At 29.5% G+C, this 16,979-nt stretch carries 18 protein-coding genes and 1 tRNA gene; 18 read left to right on the forward strand and 1 reads right to left on the reverse strand.

The window, feature by feature from the left end; genetic code table 11:
• Positions 1-12 precede the first annotated feature (12 nt).
• The 8 genes from argS to EI71_RS04080 all read left to right on the forward strand — a co-directional run bounded on the left by argS (position 13) and on the right by EI71_RS04080 (position 7,023).
• The gene (gene argS, locus EI71_RS04050; protein WP_119015975.1) at positions 13-1,716 is read left to right on the forward strand and encodes an arginine--tRNA ligase; all 1,704 of its coding nucleotides are present in this window, start codon (positions 13-15) and stop codon (positions 1,714-1,716) included.
• Positions 1,717-1,769: 53 nt separating this feature from the next.
• Positions 1,770-1,855: transfer RNA gene (locus tag EI71_RS04055), tRNA-Leu, on the forward strand.
• Positions 1,856-2,162: 307 nt separating this feature from the next.
• The gene (locus EI71_RS04060; protein WP_119015976.1) at positions 2,163-2,918 is read left to right on the forward strand and encodes an N-acetyltransferase; all 756 of its coding nucleotides are present in this window, start codon (positions 2,163-2,165) and stop codon (positions 2,916-2,918) included.
• 447 nt (positions 2,919-3,365) lie between these two features.
• Entirely contained in the window at positions 3,366-4,412 is a 1,047-nt protein-coding gene (locus EI71_RS04065; RefSeq protein WP_119015977.1) for a Fic family protein, read from the forward strand.
• A gap of 623 nt (positions 4,413-5,035) precedes the next feature.
• Positions 5,036-5,260, forward strand: a complete 225-nt coding sequence (locus EI71_RS10330; protein ID WP_211321027.1) for a KilA-N domain-containing protein — start codon at positions 5,036-5,038, stop codon at positions 5,258-5,260.
• 12 nt (positions 5,261-5,272) lie between these two features.
• A complete protein-coding gene (locus tag EI71_RS10335) occupies positions 5,273-5,551 on the forward strand; it encodes a hypothetical protein (RefSeq protein ID WP_211321028.1) in 279 nt (92 codons plus the stop codon).
• A gap of 129 nt (positions 5,552-5,680) precedes the next feature.
• Positions 5,681-6,247 (forward strand): TetR/AcrR family transcriptional regulator, encoded by a 567-nt coding sequence (locus EI71_RS04075; protein WP_162849753.1) that lies wholly within the window; start codon positions 5,681-5,683, stop codon positions 6,245-6,247.
• 11 nt (positions 6,248-6,258) lie between these two features.
• Positions 6,259-7,023, forward strand: coding sequence for an EFR1 family ferrodoxin (locus EI71_RS04080; RefSeq protein WP_119015979.1), 765 nt, complete (start codon positions 6,259-6,261; stop codon positions 7,021-7,023).
• Positions 7,024-7,756: 733 nt separating this feature from the next.
• Here the strand turns inward: EI71_RS04080 and EI71_RS04090 are convergent.
• The gene (locus tag EI71_RS04090; RefSeq protein ID WP_119015981.1) at positions 7,757-8,272 is read right to left on the reverse strand and encodes a TetR/AcrR family transcriptional regulator; all 516 of its coding nucleotides are present in this window, start codon (positions 8,270-8,272) and stop codon (positions 7,757-7,759) included.
• Positions 8,273-8,594: 322 nt separating this feature from the next.
• On the opposite strand from EI71_RS04090, the gene EI71_RS04095 reads away from it, so the two are divergent.
• The 10 genes from EI71_RS04095 to EI71_RS04150 all read left to right on the forward strand — a co-directional run bounded on the left by EI71_RS04095 (position 8,595) and on the right by EI71_RS04150 (position 16,961).
• Positions 8,595-9,548: a pectin acetylesterase-family hydrolase gene (locus tag EI71_RS04095; protein ID WP_211321029.1), complete on the forward strand. Its 954-nt coding sequence runs from the start codon at positions 8,595-8,597 to the stop codon at positions 9,546-9,548.
• An 868-nt stretch (positions 9,549-10,416) separates the two neighbouring features.
• Complete coding sequence (locus EI71_RS04105) at positions 10,417-10,674, forward strand: type II toxin-antitoxin system prevent-host-death family antitoxin (protein ID WP_211321030.1); 258 nt, start codon at positions 10,417-10,419, stop codon at positions 10,672-10,674.
• On the forward strand, positions 10,664-10,963 hold the full coding sequence (locus tag EI71_RS04110; protein WP_119015984.1) for a type II toxin-antitoxin system RelE/ParE family toxin: 300 nt from the start codon (positions 10,664-10,666) through the stop codon (positions 10,961-10,963). The genes EI71_RS04105 and EI71_RS04110 overlap by 11 nt, the downstream gene beginning before the upstream one ends.
• A 353-nt stretch (positions 10,964-11,316) precedes the next feature.
• Positions 11,317-11,943: a TetR/AcrR family transcriptional regulator gene (locus EI71_RS04115; protein WP_119015985.1), complete on the forward strand. Its 627-nt coding sequence runs from the start codon at positions 11,317-11,319 to the stop codon at positions 11,941-11,943.
• Positions 11,944-12,032: 89 nt separating this feature from the next.
• Positions 12,033-13,268, forward strand: a complete 1,236-nt coding sequence (locus EI71_RS04120) for an MFS transporter (protein WP_162849754.1) — start codon at positions 12,033-12,035, stop codon at positions 13,266-13,268.
• 438 nt (positions 13,269-13,706) lie between these two features.
• Positions 13,707-14,159: a flavodoxin family protein gene (locus EI71_RS04130; RefSeq protein WP_119015988.1), complete on the forward strand. Its 453-nt coding sequence runs from the start codon at positions 13,707-13,709 to the stop codon at positions 14,157-14,159.
• On the forward strand, positions 14,152-14,493 hold the full coding sequence (locus EI71_RS04135; RefSeq protein WP_119015989.1) for a DUF6442 family protein: 342 nt from the start codon (positions 14,152-14,154) through the stop codon (positions 14,491-14,493). The genes EI71_RS04130 and EI71_RS04135 overlap by 8 nt, the downstream gene beginning before the upstream one ends.
• On the forward strand, positions 14,481-14,687 hold the full coding sequence (locus EI71_RS04140) for a helix-turn-helix transcriptional regulator (protein ID WP_119015990.1): 207 nt from the start codon (positions 14,481-14,483) through the stop codon (positions 14,685-14,687). The genes EI71_RS04135 and EI71_RS04140 overlap by 13 nt, the downstream gene beginning before the upstream one ends.
• 17 nt (positions 14,688-14,704) lie before the next feature.
• Positions 14,705-15,931 (forward strand): methyltransferase domain-containing protein, encoded by a 1,227-nt coding sequence (locus EI71_RS04145; protein ID WP_119015991.1) that lies wholly within the window; start codon positions 14,705-14,707, stop codon positions 15,929-15,931.
• Complete coding sequence (locus EI71_RS04150; protein ID WP_119015992.1) at positions 15,921-16,961, forward strand: GNAT family N-acetyltransferase; 1,041 nt, start codon at positions 15,921-15,923, stop codon at positions 16,959-16,961. The genes EI71_RS04145 and EI71_RS04150 overlap by 11 nt, the downstream gene beginning before the upstream one ends.
• Positions 16,962-16,979 lie beyond the last annotated feature (18 nt).

A 16,979-nucleotide genomic window follows, 5' to 3' on the forward strand; every position in this document is an offset into this window, starting at 1 on the left:
AAGGAGAATATCATGATAGAACAAATTAAATTATCATTAAAAGAAAAATTAGAAGCTTATTATAAAGAAAAATACTCTATGGAGCTTTCCATCGTTGTTGAAACACCAAAGAAGGCTGAAATGGGAGATATCTCAATCCCTATGTTTACAGTAGTTAAGGCATTAAGAAAGCCTATGCCTGAAATTGTAGCTGAGGCTCTTGAAGAAATTAAGTCCTTAGACTTACCTATTTTAAATGTATCTAATGCAGGAGCATTCGTAAATTTATTTGTAGATAAGGCTAAATTATCAGCAAAGATTATTCAAAATGCTGTATCAGAAGGTGAGGCATATGGTAATAGTACTATTGGTAATGGTAAGACTATTGTATTAGATTATTCTTCTCCAAATATTGCAAAATCCTTCTCTGTAGGACATTTAAGAAGTACTATGATTGGTAATTCTTTAAAGCTTATTTTACAAAAGTGTGGATATAATACAGTTGCAATTAACTATTTAGGTGACTGGGGTACTCAGTTTGGTAAGATGATTGTAGCTATTGAAAAATGGGGCGATATTGATGTAATTAAAAAAGACCCAATCAATGAGCTTGCAAGCCTTTATGTAAGAGTAAATAATGAAGAAAAGGATCATCCTGAAATTGCAGAAGAAGCTAGAGAAGCCTTCCGTAAGATTGAGCTTGGTGAGCCTAAATATGTAGAAATGTGGAAATGGATTAGAGAAGAATCCTTAAAGGAATCTGAACAAATCTATGATTTATTAGGTGTTACTTTTGATTCTTATAATGGTGAAGCATTCTATAATGATAAGATGGAACCAATTGTAAATGAATTAGAGGAAAAGAAGATTCTAGAAGAAGATCAGGGTGCATTAGTTGTACGTCTATCCGATGATATTCCACCTGCATTAATTAAAAGAAGCGATGGTGGTACATTATATATCACAAGAGATTTAGCTGCAGTATTTTGGAGAAAGAAGGAATACAATTTCTCTAAAGCATTCTATGTTGTAGGTGGTGAGCAAAAGCTACACTTCCAGCAGCTTAAGGGTGTATTATCTAAAATGGGATATCAGGACTTATCTGATTCTATCATGCATGTTAATTTCGGTATGGTATTAAAGGATGGTAAGAAGATGTCTACACGTAAGGGTAATGTAGTTAAGCTATATGATATCCTTATGCAGGCAATTGATGCTGCAAAGAAGCAAATCGAAGAAAAGAATCCTAATATGGAAAACAAGGATGAAATTGCAGTTAAGGTTGGATGTGGTGCAGTTGTATTCAATGATTTAAAGAATTTCCGTGCACTAGATTATGAATTTGACATTAACGCAATGGTTCGTTTTGAAGGTCAAACTGGTCCATATTTACAGTATACAGGTGTAAGAATTGCATCTATCCTAAGAGATAAAACATTTGATGTAAACAATATTGATGCTAAGTTATTTGAAAAACCTCATTATTTTGAAATTGTTAAGCAAATTGCATCCTTCCGTCAAACAATTGAGAAGGCTTCTGAAGAAGCATCTCCAAGCGTTGTAGCTAAGTATTTATTATCCTTAGCTTCAAGCTTTAATAAGTTCTATTCCTTAGAAAAAATTAATGCAGAAGATGAAGTAGTTAGAAATACTAACTTTGCTTTAGCAAAGTCAGTTCGTGTAATTTTAAATGAAGGTTTAAGATTATTAGGCATTAATTATTTAGATGAAATGTAATTCATTAAAACTTGAAAAACAGGACTATAAATGATAAAATAGTCCTGTCATTTGCCCAGATGGCGTAATGGTAGCCGCGGCGGACTCAAAATCCGCTGGTAGTGATACCGTGTGGGTTCGAATCCCATTCTGGGCACCATTAGAGTTAAGTATAGCTGATACCAAAATATCGGCTATTTTTTCTTTTTTAAGGCATAAATACTGCAAATATTAATTATTTAAAGAATATTTCAGCCATAAGTATATAGAGTATTTATTTATAAAATTAAATCGTTAACTGATTATTAATCGTTAAACTACTATTTATTATATATAGGCATATATATGAATATATTATTTTTAAAGTATACTCTTACATGACATGGGAAAAACGTGACCAATATAGAAATTACCACTATTTTTTGATATAATGTTGTTAGAAGTATTTATTCAAAGGTGGTGTCAAAATGGAATATATTATTGTTAATAAAGATAATTTAGAAAAAGAACATATATGCTGTGCGATATCTAATAATAATGATATTCAAGTGTCATCGAAAAAGAATTGGTTAAAAGATAGATTTGATGATGGACTAGTATTTTTAAAATCTATCGAAAGAGGTAAATGCTTTATAGAATATATACCAGCAGAAAACGCCTGGAATCCATTAGATGCAAATGGTTACATGTATATAGATTGTTTATGGGTATCAGGATCATTTAAAGGTCATGGCTATTCAAATGATTTATTAGATGCTTGCATTAAAGATTCTAAGACAAAAGGTAAACTTGGCTTATGCATCTTATCTAGCAAAAAGAAATTACCATTTTTAGCTGACCCAAAATATTTAAAGTATAAAGGTTTTGAAGTAGCAGATGAAGCTGATAATGGAATACAGTTATGGTACTTCCCATTTGACAAGAATGCATCAAAACCAATGTTTAAAGAATGTGCAAAACATCCTCGTATTGAAGAATCTGGCTATGTTCTATATTATACAAATCAATGTCCTTTTAATGGTAAGTATGTGCCAATTGTAGAAGCAACTGCTAAAGAACATAATATTCCATTTAAGGCAGTTCATATAACTACTAAAGAAGAAGCTCAAAATGCTCAGACACCTATTACTACATATGCACTTTTTAAAGATGGTAAATATATAACTAATGAACAAATGAATGATACAAAGTTCTTAAAACTAGTGTCAAATAAAAAACTCTAGCCTTATAAAACTAGAGTTCAATATTTATTGTTGAGCCATCTTTGAAATTGAATTCGAGGTGGCTATCTTTATATACTTTTATGTTGATGATTGTTAAATTGAAGAGTTTATCGTAAAATTCTAAATTTAATGTATCGGTAGCTATAATCTCATTGATAAATGCTTGAAGTTTAATCGATTGTCTATTCCTATCGACTTGTAGCCATTATATTCATGTTGAGACGGTATGTTCGTTATCTTTAAAAGATATCCACCAAGAAAAGAACTAAGTAATTATACTAGATATAATTAAATAGAAAAGATTATTATCTGACTATGAAGATGTTACATGCAATTTATTATTTGGAAAAGTAGATTATAAAACTGTAAAAGATTCTCCTAAAATCTTGATTAATCTCCTAAAATTCTATATAATTTAGGAGAAAAAAGGATGTGTAGGTGAAAAATATGAGAATTTTTGATTATTCTAAAATTAAAGATAGACAATGGGATAAGGAAATTATTAATTATATTGGATTGATTCATGAATGCAAAGGTAGACAGCAATTGTATTTGGCACAAAAACCTGATGAACTTTATAGATTAGTTGAAATTGCCAAAAGACAGTCCACTGAAGCATCTAATGAAATAGAAGGAATTAGAACTACACAAGCTAGATTGAAACAATTAATTTCAGATAAAACGACTCCTAAAAATAGAGATGAAAAGGAAATATTAGGATATAGAAATGTATTAAATATAATACATGAAAACTATGAATATATTCCTATTCGATCTAATTATATTTTGCAATTACACAAGGAACTATATTCCTTTATGGATGTTAGTTATGGTGGAAAATTCAAAAATACACCCAATGAAATTGATGCAACATTAGAGGACGGAAGTAGAGTATGCATATTTAAACCATTAGAACCATTTGAAACACCTGATGCCATTAGGGATATATGTGATGAATATGATAAAGCTATATCTAACTATGATATTGATCCTCTTATCGTCATTCCTATTTTTATTCATGATTTTTTATGTATACATCCATTTAATGATGGTAATGGTAGAATGTCTCGTTTACTAACAACCCTTTTATTATATAGAAGTGGCTACGTAGTAGGAAAATACATCTCGTTAGAAAAAAAGATTCAAATAACTAAGAATGAGTATTATAATGCATTAAGCTCATCATCAAAAAATTGGATGGAAGAAACAAATGATGAAACTCCATTTATAAAATATTTACTAGGTACAATATTAGCTGCATATAGAGATTTTGAAGAAAGGGTTAATTTAGTTTCTAAGAAATTAACATCAAAAGAAATGGTTGTGAATGCAATAAATACTAAATTTGGTAAATTTACAAAATCAGACATATTGGAATTATGCCCAGAAATTGGAAGAGCAACGGTTGAAAATGTACTAAAGGAATTAGTAGAAGATGGTGTAATTGATAGAGTTGGTTCTGGTAGATCAACTGCGTATTTAAGAAAGAATTAATCTCCTAACAAAAAGAATTATTCTCCTAGATTGTCGAATTTTTAGGAGAAAGATTACAATTTACATATATTGATGCCTTAAAAAAGTTATTTCCAAAAGCAATTGAAAACTTTCAGTATTTAATAGATATGTATGTTACAAATTTCCATATACATATTTATAAAAGTGATATCTTTTCTGTGGGTTTCAAAGGCACACGTTGAGACGGTATGCACATTATCTTTAGGAGTGCTCCACAAATAACAGGTATGAAACTATAGGTTATAATAATGGCCTATAGTTTTTTTGAAAAGGCAAAGTAGACTTTAAATCTACTCAATTGCATAATAAACTTAGAGGGTAAGAAAATGAAAAATATAGTAGTTAAAGATAAAATAATTAATGTAACAGGTGTTAATGACATGATTATGTCTCATTAACTGATATTGCAAGATTTAAAACCGATGGTGAAACAAATCCGGTAATTGCAAATTGGATGTGAAAAGTAGATACATTAGAGTTTTTAAAATTATGGGAACAGATAAACAATATTAATTTTAAACCCACCGATTTCGAGGGGTTTAAGAGTAAACCTGGAGAAAATGCTTTTACAATTTCACAAAAAAAATGGATTGAACTAACAAATGCTATTGGTATTAGAGTCAAATCTGGAAAAAATGGTGGCACATTTGCTCATAGAGATTGCCTTGGAATTCGCAAGTTGGATTTCAGCCGAAGTTAAATTGTATATAATTAAAGAATTTCAAAGACTAAAAGTAGAAGAAAGTGAACAACTTGAATGGCAAGGTAAGAGATTATTAACAAAAATTAACTATTTGATTCATACTGATGCAATCAAAACATATTGAATTCCAGTTGAATTGACAGAAGTTCAAAAGTCTTTTATATATGCAAGTGAAGCTGATATGCTAAATGTTGCTTTGTTTGGTATGAGAGCAAAAGAATGGGAGGATAACAATCCTAATAAGAAAGGAAATATTAGAGATTGTGCTTCAACTATAGAACTAGCAATTCTTTCTAATCTTGAATACCATAATTCATTATTAATTAAAGATGGAATTAATCAAAAAGAAAGAAGAATGAGACGGTATGTATCTTTTTTTGATGATGACTATGACGAAGAGGAAGATGAATGGTAAGATTATATCATTCAATGTGCAACAAACCTGCAATTAAAAATGTCATAATTGAAAAAATTATTTTTTAATCTTTACAGTGATAAGATTGTGATGTATAATCTAAGCAGTGTTAAGATTAGGAGAACTAATATGGAAAAAAAACAATATCATCATGGCAATTTAAAAAATGATTTAATAGAAAATGGATTAGAATTAATAGATAAATATGGAGTTGAAAGCTTATCAATGCGTAAACTAGCTGAAAAAATAGGGGTTAGTAATGCTGCTCCATATGCTCATTTTGAAAATAAAGAAGCATTTTTAGATTCTATTCAAGAATATATTACAAATAAATTAACTAATGTATTAAAAGATATATATGATCATTGTAATGATAATTCAAGAATAATTCTTGAGCTTGGAAAAGGCTATATTTGTTTTTTTTATAACAATCCACTTTATTATCAGTTTTTATTTATAAGAAGGACAATTGGTATTAGTACATATCCGCCTTTTGTATTTTTTAAAACTGTTGCCTCAAAAATATTGGAAGAAAAGTATAAAGGTGAAATAAGTACTAAAAATATTGATAATAAAATAATAGTTATGTGGGCTATGGTTCATGGCTTATCACAGGCTAATAATATAAAATCTATTATTTCTAGTGATGATATAGAAAAAGAAATTGAAGATATATTATGTTCAATCGAAATTTAGGAGGTTGTATTATGCTAGGTGTTTATTTAAGTGGTACTGGTAATACTAAACATTGTATAGAAAAATTATTATCATTAATTGATAAAGAAAGTGTTATTGTTCCTATTGAAAATAATGACTCAATTAATTTGATAAAAGAAAACAAAACAATTTATTTGGCTTACCCAACTCAATTTTCTAATATACCTTATATGGTAAGGGATTTTATTAAAAAAAATAAGGATATATGGAAGGGGAAAAATATATTTTTATTAACAACAATGGGAGCTTTTTCTGGTGATGGAACAGGTTGTGCGAAAAGAATTTTAAGGAAATATGGAGCTAAGATTATTGGTGGATTACAAATACATATGCCTGACGCAGTGGCAGATAGTAAAATGTTAAAAAAGACATTTGAGGAAAATCAAAGAATAATAATGGAGGCTGATAAAAAAATAGAAATAGCATCAAAAAACATTATTAATAAAAAATATCCAAAAGAAGGACTTAGCTTTTTTTCACACTTGTTGGGATTGTTTGGACAACGTTTATATTTTTTTAATAAAACAAATAAATATAGTAAAAAATTAAAAATTAATAATGACTGTATAGAATGTGGACTATGCGTGAAAAATTGTCCAATGAGTAATTTAATAATTAAAAATGGTAAGGTAGTATCATTAAATAAATGTACTATGTGTTATCGTTGTATTAGCCAATGTCCTAAAAAGGCAATTACTTTGCTTGGAAAGAAAGTATATGAACAATGTAGATTTGAGAAATATTGTAAAAAATAAATATGTTTTTTAAAATTATGATATAGTTACTAACAATTGAGTACTTAAATAAATTAGGAGTTTTGTATGAATATAGACAATTTAGAAAAGGTGGTATTGTGCATCAGGAAAGATACTATGATAAAGATGGTATTCCTCATCTTGACATAGACTATTGAATTATGTCATATCACACGTTGAGACGGTTGTTCAATTGCTCTACCGACCCCAAAAATGATAAGTCTACTAAATAAATGGCTTAACTATGCCGATTTTGATTGTTTGTTGGTCCACCAGAAGATACGGCACTCGAAACCGTCAAGATGTACAAATCAGGCGGTTGTCTAGTTTTAGTTATATATTTAAAGTAAAAAAAATCACAAGAATATGTTAAGTCTAAATATGGCTTAAATATTCATTCAGTGTATATTGCAGAAATAAAAAGAAAGCATGGTCTAGATATGCAAAGCTATAGAACTATAGATGATGCAAGACATATTTATTGCCCTCCTGAAAAGGCAAATGCAATTGAAGATGCATTAAAACATTTTAATTTGATATAATTAGGTCAAGAGATTTCTTGATCTTTTTATTTAGTATATATATATATATTTACAAATATTTTGTGGTCAGTAGAATTAATGCAAACACGTTGATAGTGTCGTGCTTAGGACCACGGAAAAAAGGTAGCGCACATTTGGCTACGGAAACAGTAGTAGGTCATTTGTCTTTCGACCTAAAAGGTTGGGACTTTTTATATTGTCTTGTATTCAATTTCCTTATTTAAAAACTTAGCAAGGTATTCAGGCGAATCTTGCATGCCCCTTCTTACCCATTCATTAGTAAGACCAACTATTGAACCTGAAACTCTTGCTGAAGAATAAGACTGTTCTTTATCAAAAACGTTTCTCCCGTTTATAGCAGAGTCAAAAATGTGCTTTTCAAATATATGTGATAGACCTTTCTGATAGATAAGTAAGATTACATCCTTTAAAGATAAAAGATATTGAAAAAGGCTTACGCTCACATTTTTTTCTTCTTTTAAAAAAGTATTGTAGTTTTCATCCCACCATTTTTTTGATTTTCTCATGAAAAATTGATAGATAATGTCATCCATATCATTGTAATTTCTATAAAACGTGCATCTTGATACCCAGGCCTTATCGCATAATTCAGATATTGATATATCTTTATATTCTTTTTCTTTAAGTAGATTAAATATGGCGGTTTCCAATTGGTCTACAACAACTATATCTTTTCTTCTTGGCATTTGATTCTCCTCCTTATGATACAAAACATACGCGTTTGTACTTTTATTATTATTTAGGCTCAAACAATAGATAAAATCCAAATGTTATGATACAATTGTAGCATAAAATACAAACAAACGCAACAAAAAGGAGCAATTTATGGCAGAACAAGTTAAAAGAAGAAAAAAATAGTGGATCATTCCATTAGTCATTGTTGGCGTAATCGCCACTCTTGGCATTGTGGCTTTTGTGTTACTAAAAAATACTATTTTAATGTAATTTCCAGAATTAAAAGGTGAACCTAATATTGGAACTTATTATGATGTCAGCCCTGAAGGCGCCTTGACTTCTACTGGAAAACAGTGGCATGGAATATTCAAAAAAGGCAGCGAAAACAAGACAGTTGTGTATTTCTTTGGTGGCGGAGTAAGTATTACTGAGGAAACATCTAAACGCGGCAAGGAATTTTATGCTGTTGATATGACAGCCCAGGATTTCGTAGCTAAAGGCGGAATCGGTAGCGACGCAGATGCCAACCCGTTCAAAGATTGGAATTTTGTTATTGTCCCATATGCAACAGGAGATTTCCATAGTGGAACAGCTGAATTTAAATACACTGAAAATGGTAAAGAAAAAACGATATATCACCAAGGATATAAGAATTATTCATTATTGATGGAATCAGTTCTTAAATATGTAGAAGAATCAGATTCTTTATTGGTGACTGGTTTTTCCGCTGGAGGATTTGCAACATCATTACTCGCAGATGATGTTATCAACTATTTCCCACAAGCAAATAATATTACCGTCTGCGTTGATAGTTCTTTACTTTTATATGACGGGTGGAAAGAAAGCGCCACAAATTTATGGAAGAGTCCGAAAGAAATATCAGATCGATTATCAACCAACAATATTGTTTTGGATAGCTTAACCGCATTACATGAAAAACGTGGCAATCAAGTAAAAATCCTTTTCGATTGCTCTTATAGAGATGACACTTTACAACAATATCAAGCCTACATTTATTATGGAAAAATGGAGAAAAGTAAAGCCAATGGAGATTTATTCCAAAAGGATTTAAAAGATATGGTTAATGGGTTACAAACAAATATTCCTAATGTTGGTATTTATATTTGGGACTATAAAGCTGATTCATCAACAAAAAATACGCAGCATACGATTATTCCCAGCGATTTCTTAGTTAAGTTAGAAGCAGAGAAAAGTGTTGCAGATTGGTTAATTGATGCCGTTAATGGGAATGTAAAAACATATGGTCTTAACTTATTAGATAAGTAGGAGAATCAAATGATGGAAGAAGAAAAAGTAATTAAGAAAAAAAGCAAAAAAAGATGGATTATTCCTCTTTCTATCGTTGGTGGTTTGGTTTTAACGTTTTGATGAGATGATACTTATCTTGAAGCAAAAATGTATTGATTAAATACTTTTATAATCAATCTTGTCCATTTATTGTTGATTCCTTTTGCAATAGGGTGTTTCAAGGGTGTTTCAAAATTTAAGGGGTGTTTCATTTGTATTACCATAGTTGTCATTATACATTAAGAAACAATAGGATTGATACAAAAAAAATCAATCCTTTTTTTCATTTAGTAGATATATATTTACAAATATTTTGGGGTCTGTAGAATGAATGTAAACCCGTTGAGACGGTATGCCTACTTTCACGGAAAAATTTTGAAAAATAAGTCTAGTAAGTAATTATATATAATATAATTAAATTTAAGTTAATGATCTATGATTTACAAAAAGTTATAGGTCATTTTTATTCTTAAATAATTCTAGATTAATTGAATATATAATTAATAAGTATTATTAAATGTATTGAAAAATGCAATATAAATGACAAAAGTGGTTGGAAAAATGCAACTTATGCCATCAAAATGGGTTGGAAAAATGTAATAAATGCTCTTTATCTTTAGGAGTGCTCCACCAAGAAAAGAAATAATTTAATTATATATAATTAATAGCTTATGATGAATATTGTTATCATAGGCTTTTTCAAATATAGAAAGTCATAATATAGAGATAATCGCTTAGTTATCATTAGATGTTCTATCACCCCATAGGTTTTAAATTATAAACATAAAACAACTATTGCAGTTATGTCATAATTATGCTATAATTATGTCAGAAAGAAGGTATTTTTATGCAAATATTACCTATTAAGGATTTAAGAGATACTAATAAAATATCCGATTTATGTAATGAGACTAATGAACCTATATTTATAACCAAAAATGGTTATGGTGATATGGTTGTAATGAGTATTAAAACATATGAAGAAAAATTAGAAAGAATTGAAATGTATGAAGCTATTATTGAAGGACTTCAAAATGTCAATGATGGTAAAATTAAAAATGGACCTTCTGCCATTGAGGAGTTAAAGAAGAAATATGATTTATAGTTATGAGTTAACTGACTTAGTAATAAAAGATATAGATGATACTTTAAACTATATTTCTAATAAATTATGCAATAAAAAAGCTGCGATTGACCTGATGAATAACATAGAGGCTTGCATTAATAATATATGTGCATTTCCTTTATCTTATTCAAATTGTAACTATTATTTAATTAAAGATGATTCTATTAGACATGCAGTAATTAAAAATTATATTCTTGTTTTTAAAATTTATGATAATAAGATAATATTTTTAAGATTTAAATACTCAAAGCAAAATAAAATTTTATAAGAATCAGGTGTTTTACTTGATTCTTTTTTAATGAGATAACTTTTTTGTGGGTTTCAAAGACTCATGTTGAGACGGTATGCTCTTTATCTTTAGGAGTGCTCCACCAAGAAAAGAAATAATTTAATTATATATAATTAATAGCTTATGATGAATACTGTTATCATAGGCTTTTCTTTTATAATAATAGAACATGATATAAAGTTTATATATGCTTAAATGATATATACCTAGGTATAAATAAATCTTGACATCTATAAATTTTTTATATATACTTTAATTGACCGACAGCCTGTCGGCTATAAAGATGAATAAGTAGGTATATCTATCAATTGTATCTATGGAGGGGGTATACGATGAGAGTTGTGAAGGATGCTCTAGAGAGAAAAAATGAAATATTGGATGTAGCTGAAGAGCTATTTGTTACTAAAGGATATGATAAGACTAGTACAAATGATATCCTTGAAAGAGTAGATATCGCTAGAGGAACACTTTATTATCATTTTAAATCTAAGGAAGATATATTAAATGCCATAATCGAAAGGATTAATCTATCTTTAATAGCTAAAGCTAAAGCGATAGCTAAAGATACTTCGATTTCGATACCAGATAGGATTGTAATGACAATTGCTGGTCTTAATGTAGATACAGAGATAGGACATGAAATTATTGATGAGGTTCATAAACCTCAAAATGCTTTGATGCATCAAAAGATGCAAAATGATCTTGTTGGAAAAATCGTTCCTATCTTAACAGGACTTGTTATAGAGGGAAATGAACAAAAAATATTCAATGTTAAGTATCCAAAGGAAACTGTTGAAATGCTTATACTTTATTCATGTATTGTATTTGATGATGACTATGATGATATAAAAGAAAATAAGGATAAGAGAATAGAAGCATTCCTACATAATATGGAGTGCCTATTTGGAGCAGAAAAAGGTAGCTTACAAAAGGTAATGATAAAGCTATTTAGAAGATAATAGTTAAAAATTAAGGGAACCAAGATAATAGGTTCCCTTAAAAAACAAACTAATACCGACAGACAGTCGGTCACAAAAGGAGAATTAATATGCAAAAATCAAATTATCGTAAATTTTTAATACTTTGGTCTGGAGATCTTATATCACAAATTGGTGGAGGTCTTACAAGCTTTGGACTTGGAGTTTATGTTTTTAATATTACAGGAAGTGCCGCTATGATGGCAATTGTAACACTTTTAGGTTTTTTGCCAACACTTTTACTTTCTATACCAGCAGGTGCTTTAGCTGATAAATATGATAGAAGAATACTTATGATGATAGGTGATGGATTTTCAGCAATCGGAATTATATATATACTAGTTTCTATGATGCTTGGAGATGTAGCAATTTGGCAAATATGCCTTGGCGTATCTATTAGCTCTATATTTTCATCCTTGCTTGAGCCCTCATATAGAGCTACTGTTACAGATATGTTATCAGAAGAAGAATATACTAAAGCAAATGGTTTAACATCTTTATCTGCTAGTGCTAGGTATCTAGTATCACCGTTAATAGCTGGATTACTTCTTGGAGCTTATGATATAAAGCTACTTCTAATAATTGATATATGCACATTCTTTGTAACCTTCTTTACAACTGCACTTGTAAAAAAAAGCATCAAAAAAGAGAGAATTAAAAAGAATGAGCGCTTTTTATCAATTTTATCTCAAGGATGGAGGGAGGTTCATGCAAGAAAGGGTATCTTCTTACTTATAATTGTTTCATCTCTTATATCAATGTGTATAGGAGTTATTCAAATATTGTCAGAACCTATGATTTTATCATTTGCAGATTCAAAAACACTTGGTATTACTGAAACAGTATGTGCACTAGGTATGCTAGCAACAGCGCTTATAACTGGTATAGTTGGTATAAGTAAGCATCATTCAGCAATCCTTTCAATATCATTGATTTTAGCAGGATTGTTTATGATTGGATTTTCAATTATAGAAAATATTATAGTGATTTCTATTTTTGGTTTCCTTTTCTTTGCAATGCTACCTCTTGCCAATTCTTGCTTAGATTATCTTGTAAGAATAAATATACCAAATGAGTTACAGGGACGTGTTTGGGGCTTTATAGGATTTATATCACAATTAGGCTATATTCCTGCTTATGCAATGTCTGGAATTCTTGCAGACTCAATAGGAAGTGGCTTTGATATTGGAGTTGGAAGAGGCTCTGCCATAGTAACTATGGTATCTGGAATTATGCTTATGATAATTTGTGCTAGCTTATTATTTTCTAAGAGAATCAAAAGCCTTGAGTCAATCACACTACCTTGATTTTTTTGATAATCGAGCATTTTCTGATAATAATCCCAATGGACCTTGTTATTGTACTTCGTCGAACCAAGATGAAAAAACTATAAAGCAAATGGTTAGTGAGTTCCAAGCGAATGGTGTAAAAGAAACCATTAGAAAATATGCAGTAGAGATGCTTGATAAGCCTCATATTTCATTTGTTTTTTTTCTTTGTTTAAAATGTGTTGGTCACATAAACCACTAACTACTAGCATTTCATTCTTGGCTTGTTCCATTGGCTTAGATAATTGACGTCTAGTAGTTTTTCTTTTACTAGAAGAAGATTTGAAATAAGAAGTTCTTTATCTTTAAGAAGAATGTTTAACCAAACCTATTTTTTTTATGAAGTATAGTTATTGACAAGTTTACTTTGCATAATTATAATATATGTGACAAGTACACTTGGCAAGGGGTGAAAATATGAAAAAATTGTTTATTTATTATTCTTATACAGGAAATGGGGATATTGTTGCAGAACACTTAAAATCCTTAGGCTATGAAATAAGAAAAGTAGAAGCGAATTATAAGCTTAGTAAGAATTTATTCTTATCCATGATGAAGGGTGGCTTTGATGGTTTTAGAGGGAAAAAGCCAAAGCTTAATAACTATGATAATAATATAGATGATTATGAAGAGGTTATTATTGGTTCACCTATATGGAATGGAAGATTAGCTCCTGTATGTAATTCTATTTTGAATGAAACCAATCTATCGAATAAGCATGTTTCATTTATTTTATATAGTGGAAGTGGAGAAGCTAAAGTTGCTATTAAGAAAATATCTAAATTATTTAAAAATGCTAAAGTGGTTGTTTTAAAGGAACCTAAGAAATATACAAATGAAGTAGAAAAGGTTGGTTTGATCAATGAATAAGGATGAAATTTTATCTAAAGCAAAAGATGAAGGTAAGGGTATAGATATCGCAGATATCGATGCTCAGCATATTGGTTATGCAAAGGCTTGCCATATTGGTATTGCATTAATTGCTATTTGGAATATAGCGGAATTTATGCTATATAAAACCTATAGCTTTGGCTTTTTAATGGCTATATTTGGAATGGAAGCAACAGCTTTCTTAATGAAGTATTTAAAACTTAAGAAAACTCATGAATTAATTGTTTTTATCATTTATAGTTTGGGTTTTGTACTTTTTTTAGTATTATGGATATTACAGCTTGTAGGAGTGATTGCTAGATGCAAAGCTTAAAATTACTAAATAGAGTTCAAGAGATAAGAAAACAAAAAGGCTTATCTCAAGAAAAGCTAGCTTCTATGATTGGCGTTTCAAGAAATACAATATCATCAATTGAAACAGGGCAATATGAGCCAACAGCTAAAATTGCATTACTTTTATGTATTGCTTTAGATTTAAAATTTGAGGATTTATTTTATTTTAAATAAATCAATTTGGGGGAATTATGAAAATTATAGTTATTGGACCATCTGGTGCTGGTAAATCAGAATATTCAAGAAAGCTACAAAAGATCTTTAATGTTGAATTATTTCATTTAGATAATATTTGGTGGAATAGTGATAAAACACATATTACTAGAGATGAATTTGACGTTAAGCTAGATGGTATATTAAAGAAGAAGGATTGGATTATCGATGGAGATTATTCAAGAACCTATGAAAGAAGAATGGAAGAATCAGATTGTATATTCTTCTTAAAATATCCTATAGAGGTATGCCTTGAGGGGGCAAAATCTAGAGTAGGAAAGAAAAGAACTGACCTACCTTGGGTTGAGGATACCTTTGATTTAGAATTCAAGGAATGGATAGAAAATTGGTATGATTCTAATTTAGATAGATTAAATGCCTTATTAGATAAATTTAAGGAAACAAAGAAGGTTTATATATTTACATCTAGAGATGAAGCGAATCATTTCTTATTAGAGGATGTTTTCCTATTAAAGGAAGAATTATTAAAAAATGATATTAATAAGATGAATCATACTCTAACATCATTTTGGAATAATGCTATTAAATTAGAGGATTCGGAGAAGGAAGAATATTTGAGTGATTCAAATAGAAGTGTATTTGATATTGTTCCATCAAAAAAGCTATATGATGCAGTAATGCTTTTAAAGGATAAGGAAAATGTATTAGACTATGGTGCAGGTAGTGGCTGGGCATCAATTTCCTTAGCACTGAATGGTGCTAAAAATATTACTGCAGTGGATTTAGGAGATAATATCATTAATAGTATTCTATTTTATGAAAAGGCATATAATGCAAGGGGCATTCATGCTTATAAAATAGATGAAAATTGGCTAAAGACAGTTCCAAGTAAATCCTATGATGGTATTATTTGCAGTAATGTATTAGATGTAATCCCAGAAGAAACAAAGGATTCAATTATCAAAGAATTTGCAAGATTATTAAAGAGGGATTCCTTACTTATTGTTGGATTAAATTATTATATTTCTAAAGAGCAAGCAGAAGAGAGTAAATTAGATTTTATACAAGATAAATACCTATTTGTTGATGGAATCTTACGCCTTGCAAGCTATTCGGATTCCGCCTGGGAAAGCTTCTTTTTACCTTATTTTGAAATAGTATTCTTAGATCATTTCAAATGGGAAGGAGAAAATACAGAAAAAAGAAGATTATTTGTTTTAAAGAGGAGGGAAAATGAAATCTAGGAATACTATATTAAAGGACTCAGAAATTTCCTTAAAAGTAATTTCTCTACCCGATTTAAATACCTTAACAGATATATTACTTGATTCTAAGGTTAAAGAAACCTATATGATACCGGATATGGATAAGAATGATGCAATTAATTTTTCTAAAAGATTAATGGATTTATCCAATAATTTAGATTTATTTATCTATGGTATATATGCAAATAACAATCTAATAGGTTTATTGAACCAAGTAGATAGAAATGAATATGAAATAGAGCTTGGCTATTTTATTTCATCAAAATATTGGAATAAAGGATATGCTACTATAGCCTTAAAATTAGCTATTGATGAATTATTTCGTATAGGCTATAAAAGAGTAATGGCTGCCCATTTTGAAAATAATATTGCCTCTGCAAGGGTTATGCAAAAGTGTGGTATGCAAAAAATCGATAAAATAGAAGAATTAGAATATAGAGGTATCCTACATAAATGTATTTATTATGCAATTGATGGAAATAATGAATCCATTATTGGAGATAATATTATTTTAAGATGTGCACAAGATAATGATTATTTAAGTATGCTTAAGGTTTGGGGAGATAAAGATGTATATCAGTGGATGCTATTTACCCCAACTGTAGAAGAAAGTGATGCAAAAGAAAGAAATAAAAGAAGCATGGAATATCAAAAGTCACATTATGCTTATTATATAGCTAAAAAAGATACCAATAAGCCTATTGGGCTATGTGCTATTAAAGAATATGAGGATGGTAAGATTAAGGAATCTGGTATCGCAATAGCTAAAGAATACCAAGGCTTAGGCTATGGGAAAGAGGTATTAAAGCTATTGCTTGATTTAGCATTTAATAAACTAGATGCAAAATCATTCCAATATGGTTATTTTATCGATAATATAAAATCTAAGCGTCTTGCAGAATATTTTCATTTTCAATATGAAGGTATAGAAGAAATGGTAAGACCTCATGATCAAGAAAAAAAGATTATTGAATTATGTGTTTTAAAAAGAGAAGATTACATTAAATAGAAGGTTTTTAAGGAAGCC

The sequence above is a fragment of the Anaeroplasma bactoclasticum genome (assembly GCF_003550015.1).
In the GTDB taxonomy this organism is placed as follows: domain Bacteria; phylum Bacillota_I; class Bacilli_A; order Acholeplasmatales; family Anaeroplasmataceae; genus Anaeroplasma; species Anaeroplasma bactoclasticum.

What these genes read in the sequence shown, in the direction of transcription:
- EI71_RS04150 (WP_119015992.1), top strand. Translation starts at nt 15,921, where the DNA reads ATGAAATCTAGGAATACTATATTAAAGGACTCAGAAATTTCCTTAAAA.
- EI71_RS04105 (WP_211321030.1), top strand. Translation starts at nt 10,417, where the DNA reads ATGCAAATATTACCTATTAAGGATTTAAGAGATACTAATAAAATATCC.
- EI71_RS04080 (WP_119015979.1), top strand. Translation starts at nt 6,259, where the DNA reads ATGCTAGGTGTTTATTTAAGTGGTACTGGTAATACTAAACATTGTATA.
- EI71_RS04115 (WP_119015985.1), top strand. Translation starts at nt 11,317, where the DNA reads ATGAGAGTTGTGAAGGATGCTCTAGAGAGAAAAAATGAAATATTGGAT.
- EI71_RS04075 (WP_162849753.1), top strand. Translation starts at nt 5,681, where the DNA reads ATGGAAAAAAAACAATATCATCATGGCAATTTAAAAAATGATTTAATA.
- EI71_RS04065 (WP_119015977.1), top strand. Translation starts at nt 3,366, where the DNA reads ATGAGAATTTTTGATTATTCTAAAATTAAAGATAGACAATGGGATAAG.
- EI71_RS04060 (WP_119015976.1), top strand. Translation starts at nt 2,163, where the DNA reads ATGGAATATATTATTGTTAATAAAGATAATTTAGAAAAAGAACATATA.
- EI71_RS10330 (WP_211321027.1), top strand. Translation starts at nt 5,036, where the DNA reads ATGCTATTGGTATTAGAGTCAAATCTGGAAAAAATGGTGGCACATTTG.
- argS (WP_119015975.1), top strand. Translation starts at nt 13, where the DNA reads ATGATAGAACAAATTAAATTATCATTAAAAGAAAAATTAGAAGCTTAT.
- EI71_RS04140 (WP_119015990.1), top strand. Translation starts at nt 14,481, where the DNA reads ATGCAAAGCTTAAAATTACTAAATAGAGTTCAAGAGATAAGAAAACAA.
- EI71_RS04110 (WP_119015984.1), top strand. Translation starts at nt 10,664, where the DNA reads ATGATTTATAGTTATGAGTTAACTGACTTAGTAATAAAAGATATAGAT.
- EI71_RS04120 (WP_162849754.1), top strand. Translation starts at nt 12,033, where the DNA reads ATGCAAAAATCAAATTATCGTAAATTTTTAATACTTTGGTCTGGAGAT.
- EI71_RS04090 (WP_119015981.1), bottom strand. Translation starts at nt 8,272, where the DNA reads ATGCCAAGAAGAAAAGATATAGTTGTTGTAGACCAATTGGAAACCGCC.
- EI71_RS04130 (WP_119015988.1), top strand. Translation starts at nt 13,707, where the DNA reads ATGAAAAAATTGTTTATTTATTATTCTTATACAGGAAATGGGGATATT.
- EI71_RS04145 (WP_119015991.1), top strand. Translation starts at nt 14,705, where the DNA reads ATGAAAATTATAGTTATTGGACCATCTGGTGCTGGTAAATCAGAATAT.
- EI71_RS04135 (WP_119015989.1), top strand. Translation starts at nt 14,152, where the DNA reads ATGAATAAGGATGAAATTTTATCTAAAGCAAAAGATGAAGGTAAGGGT.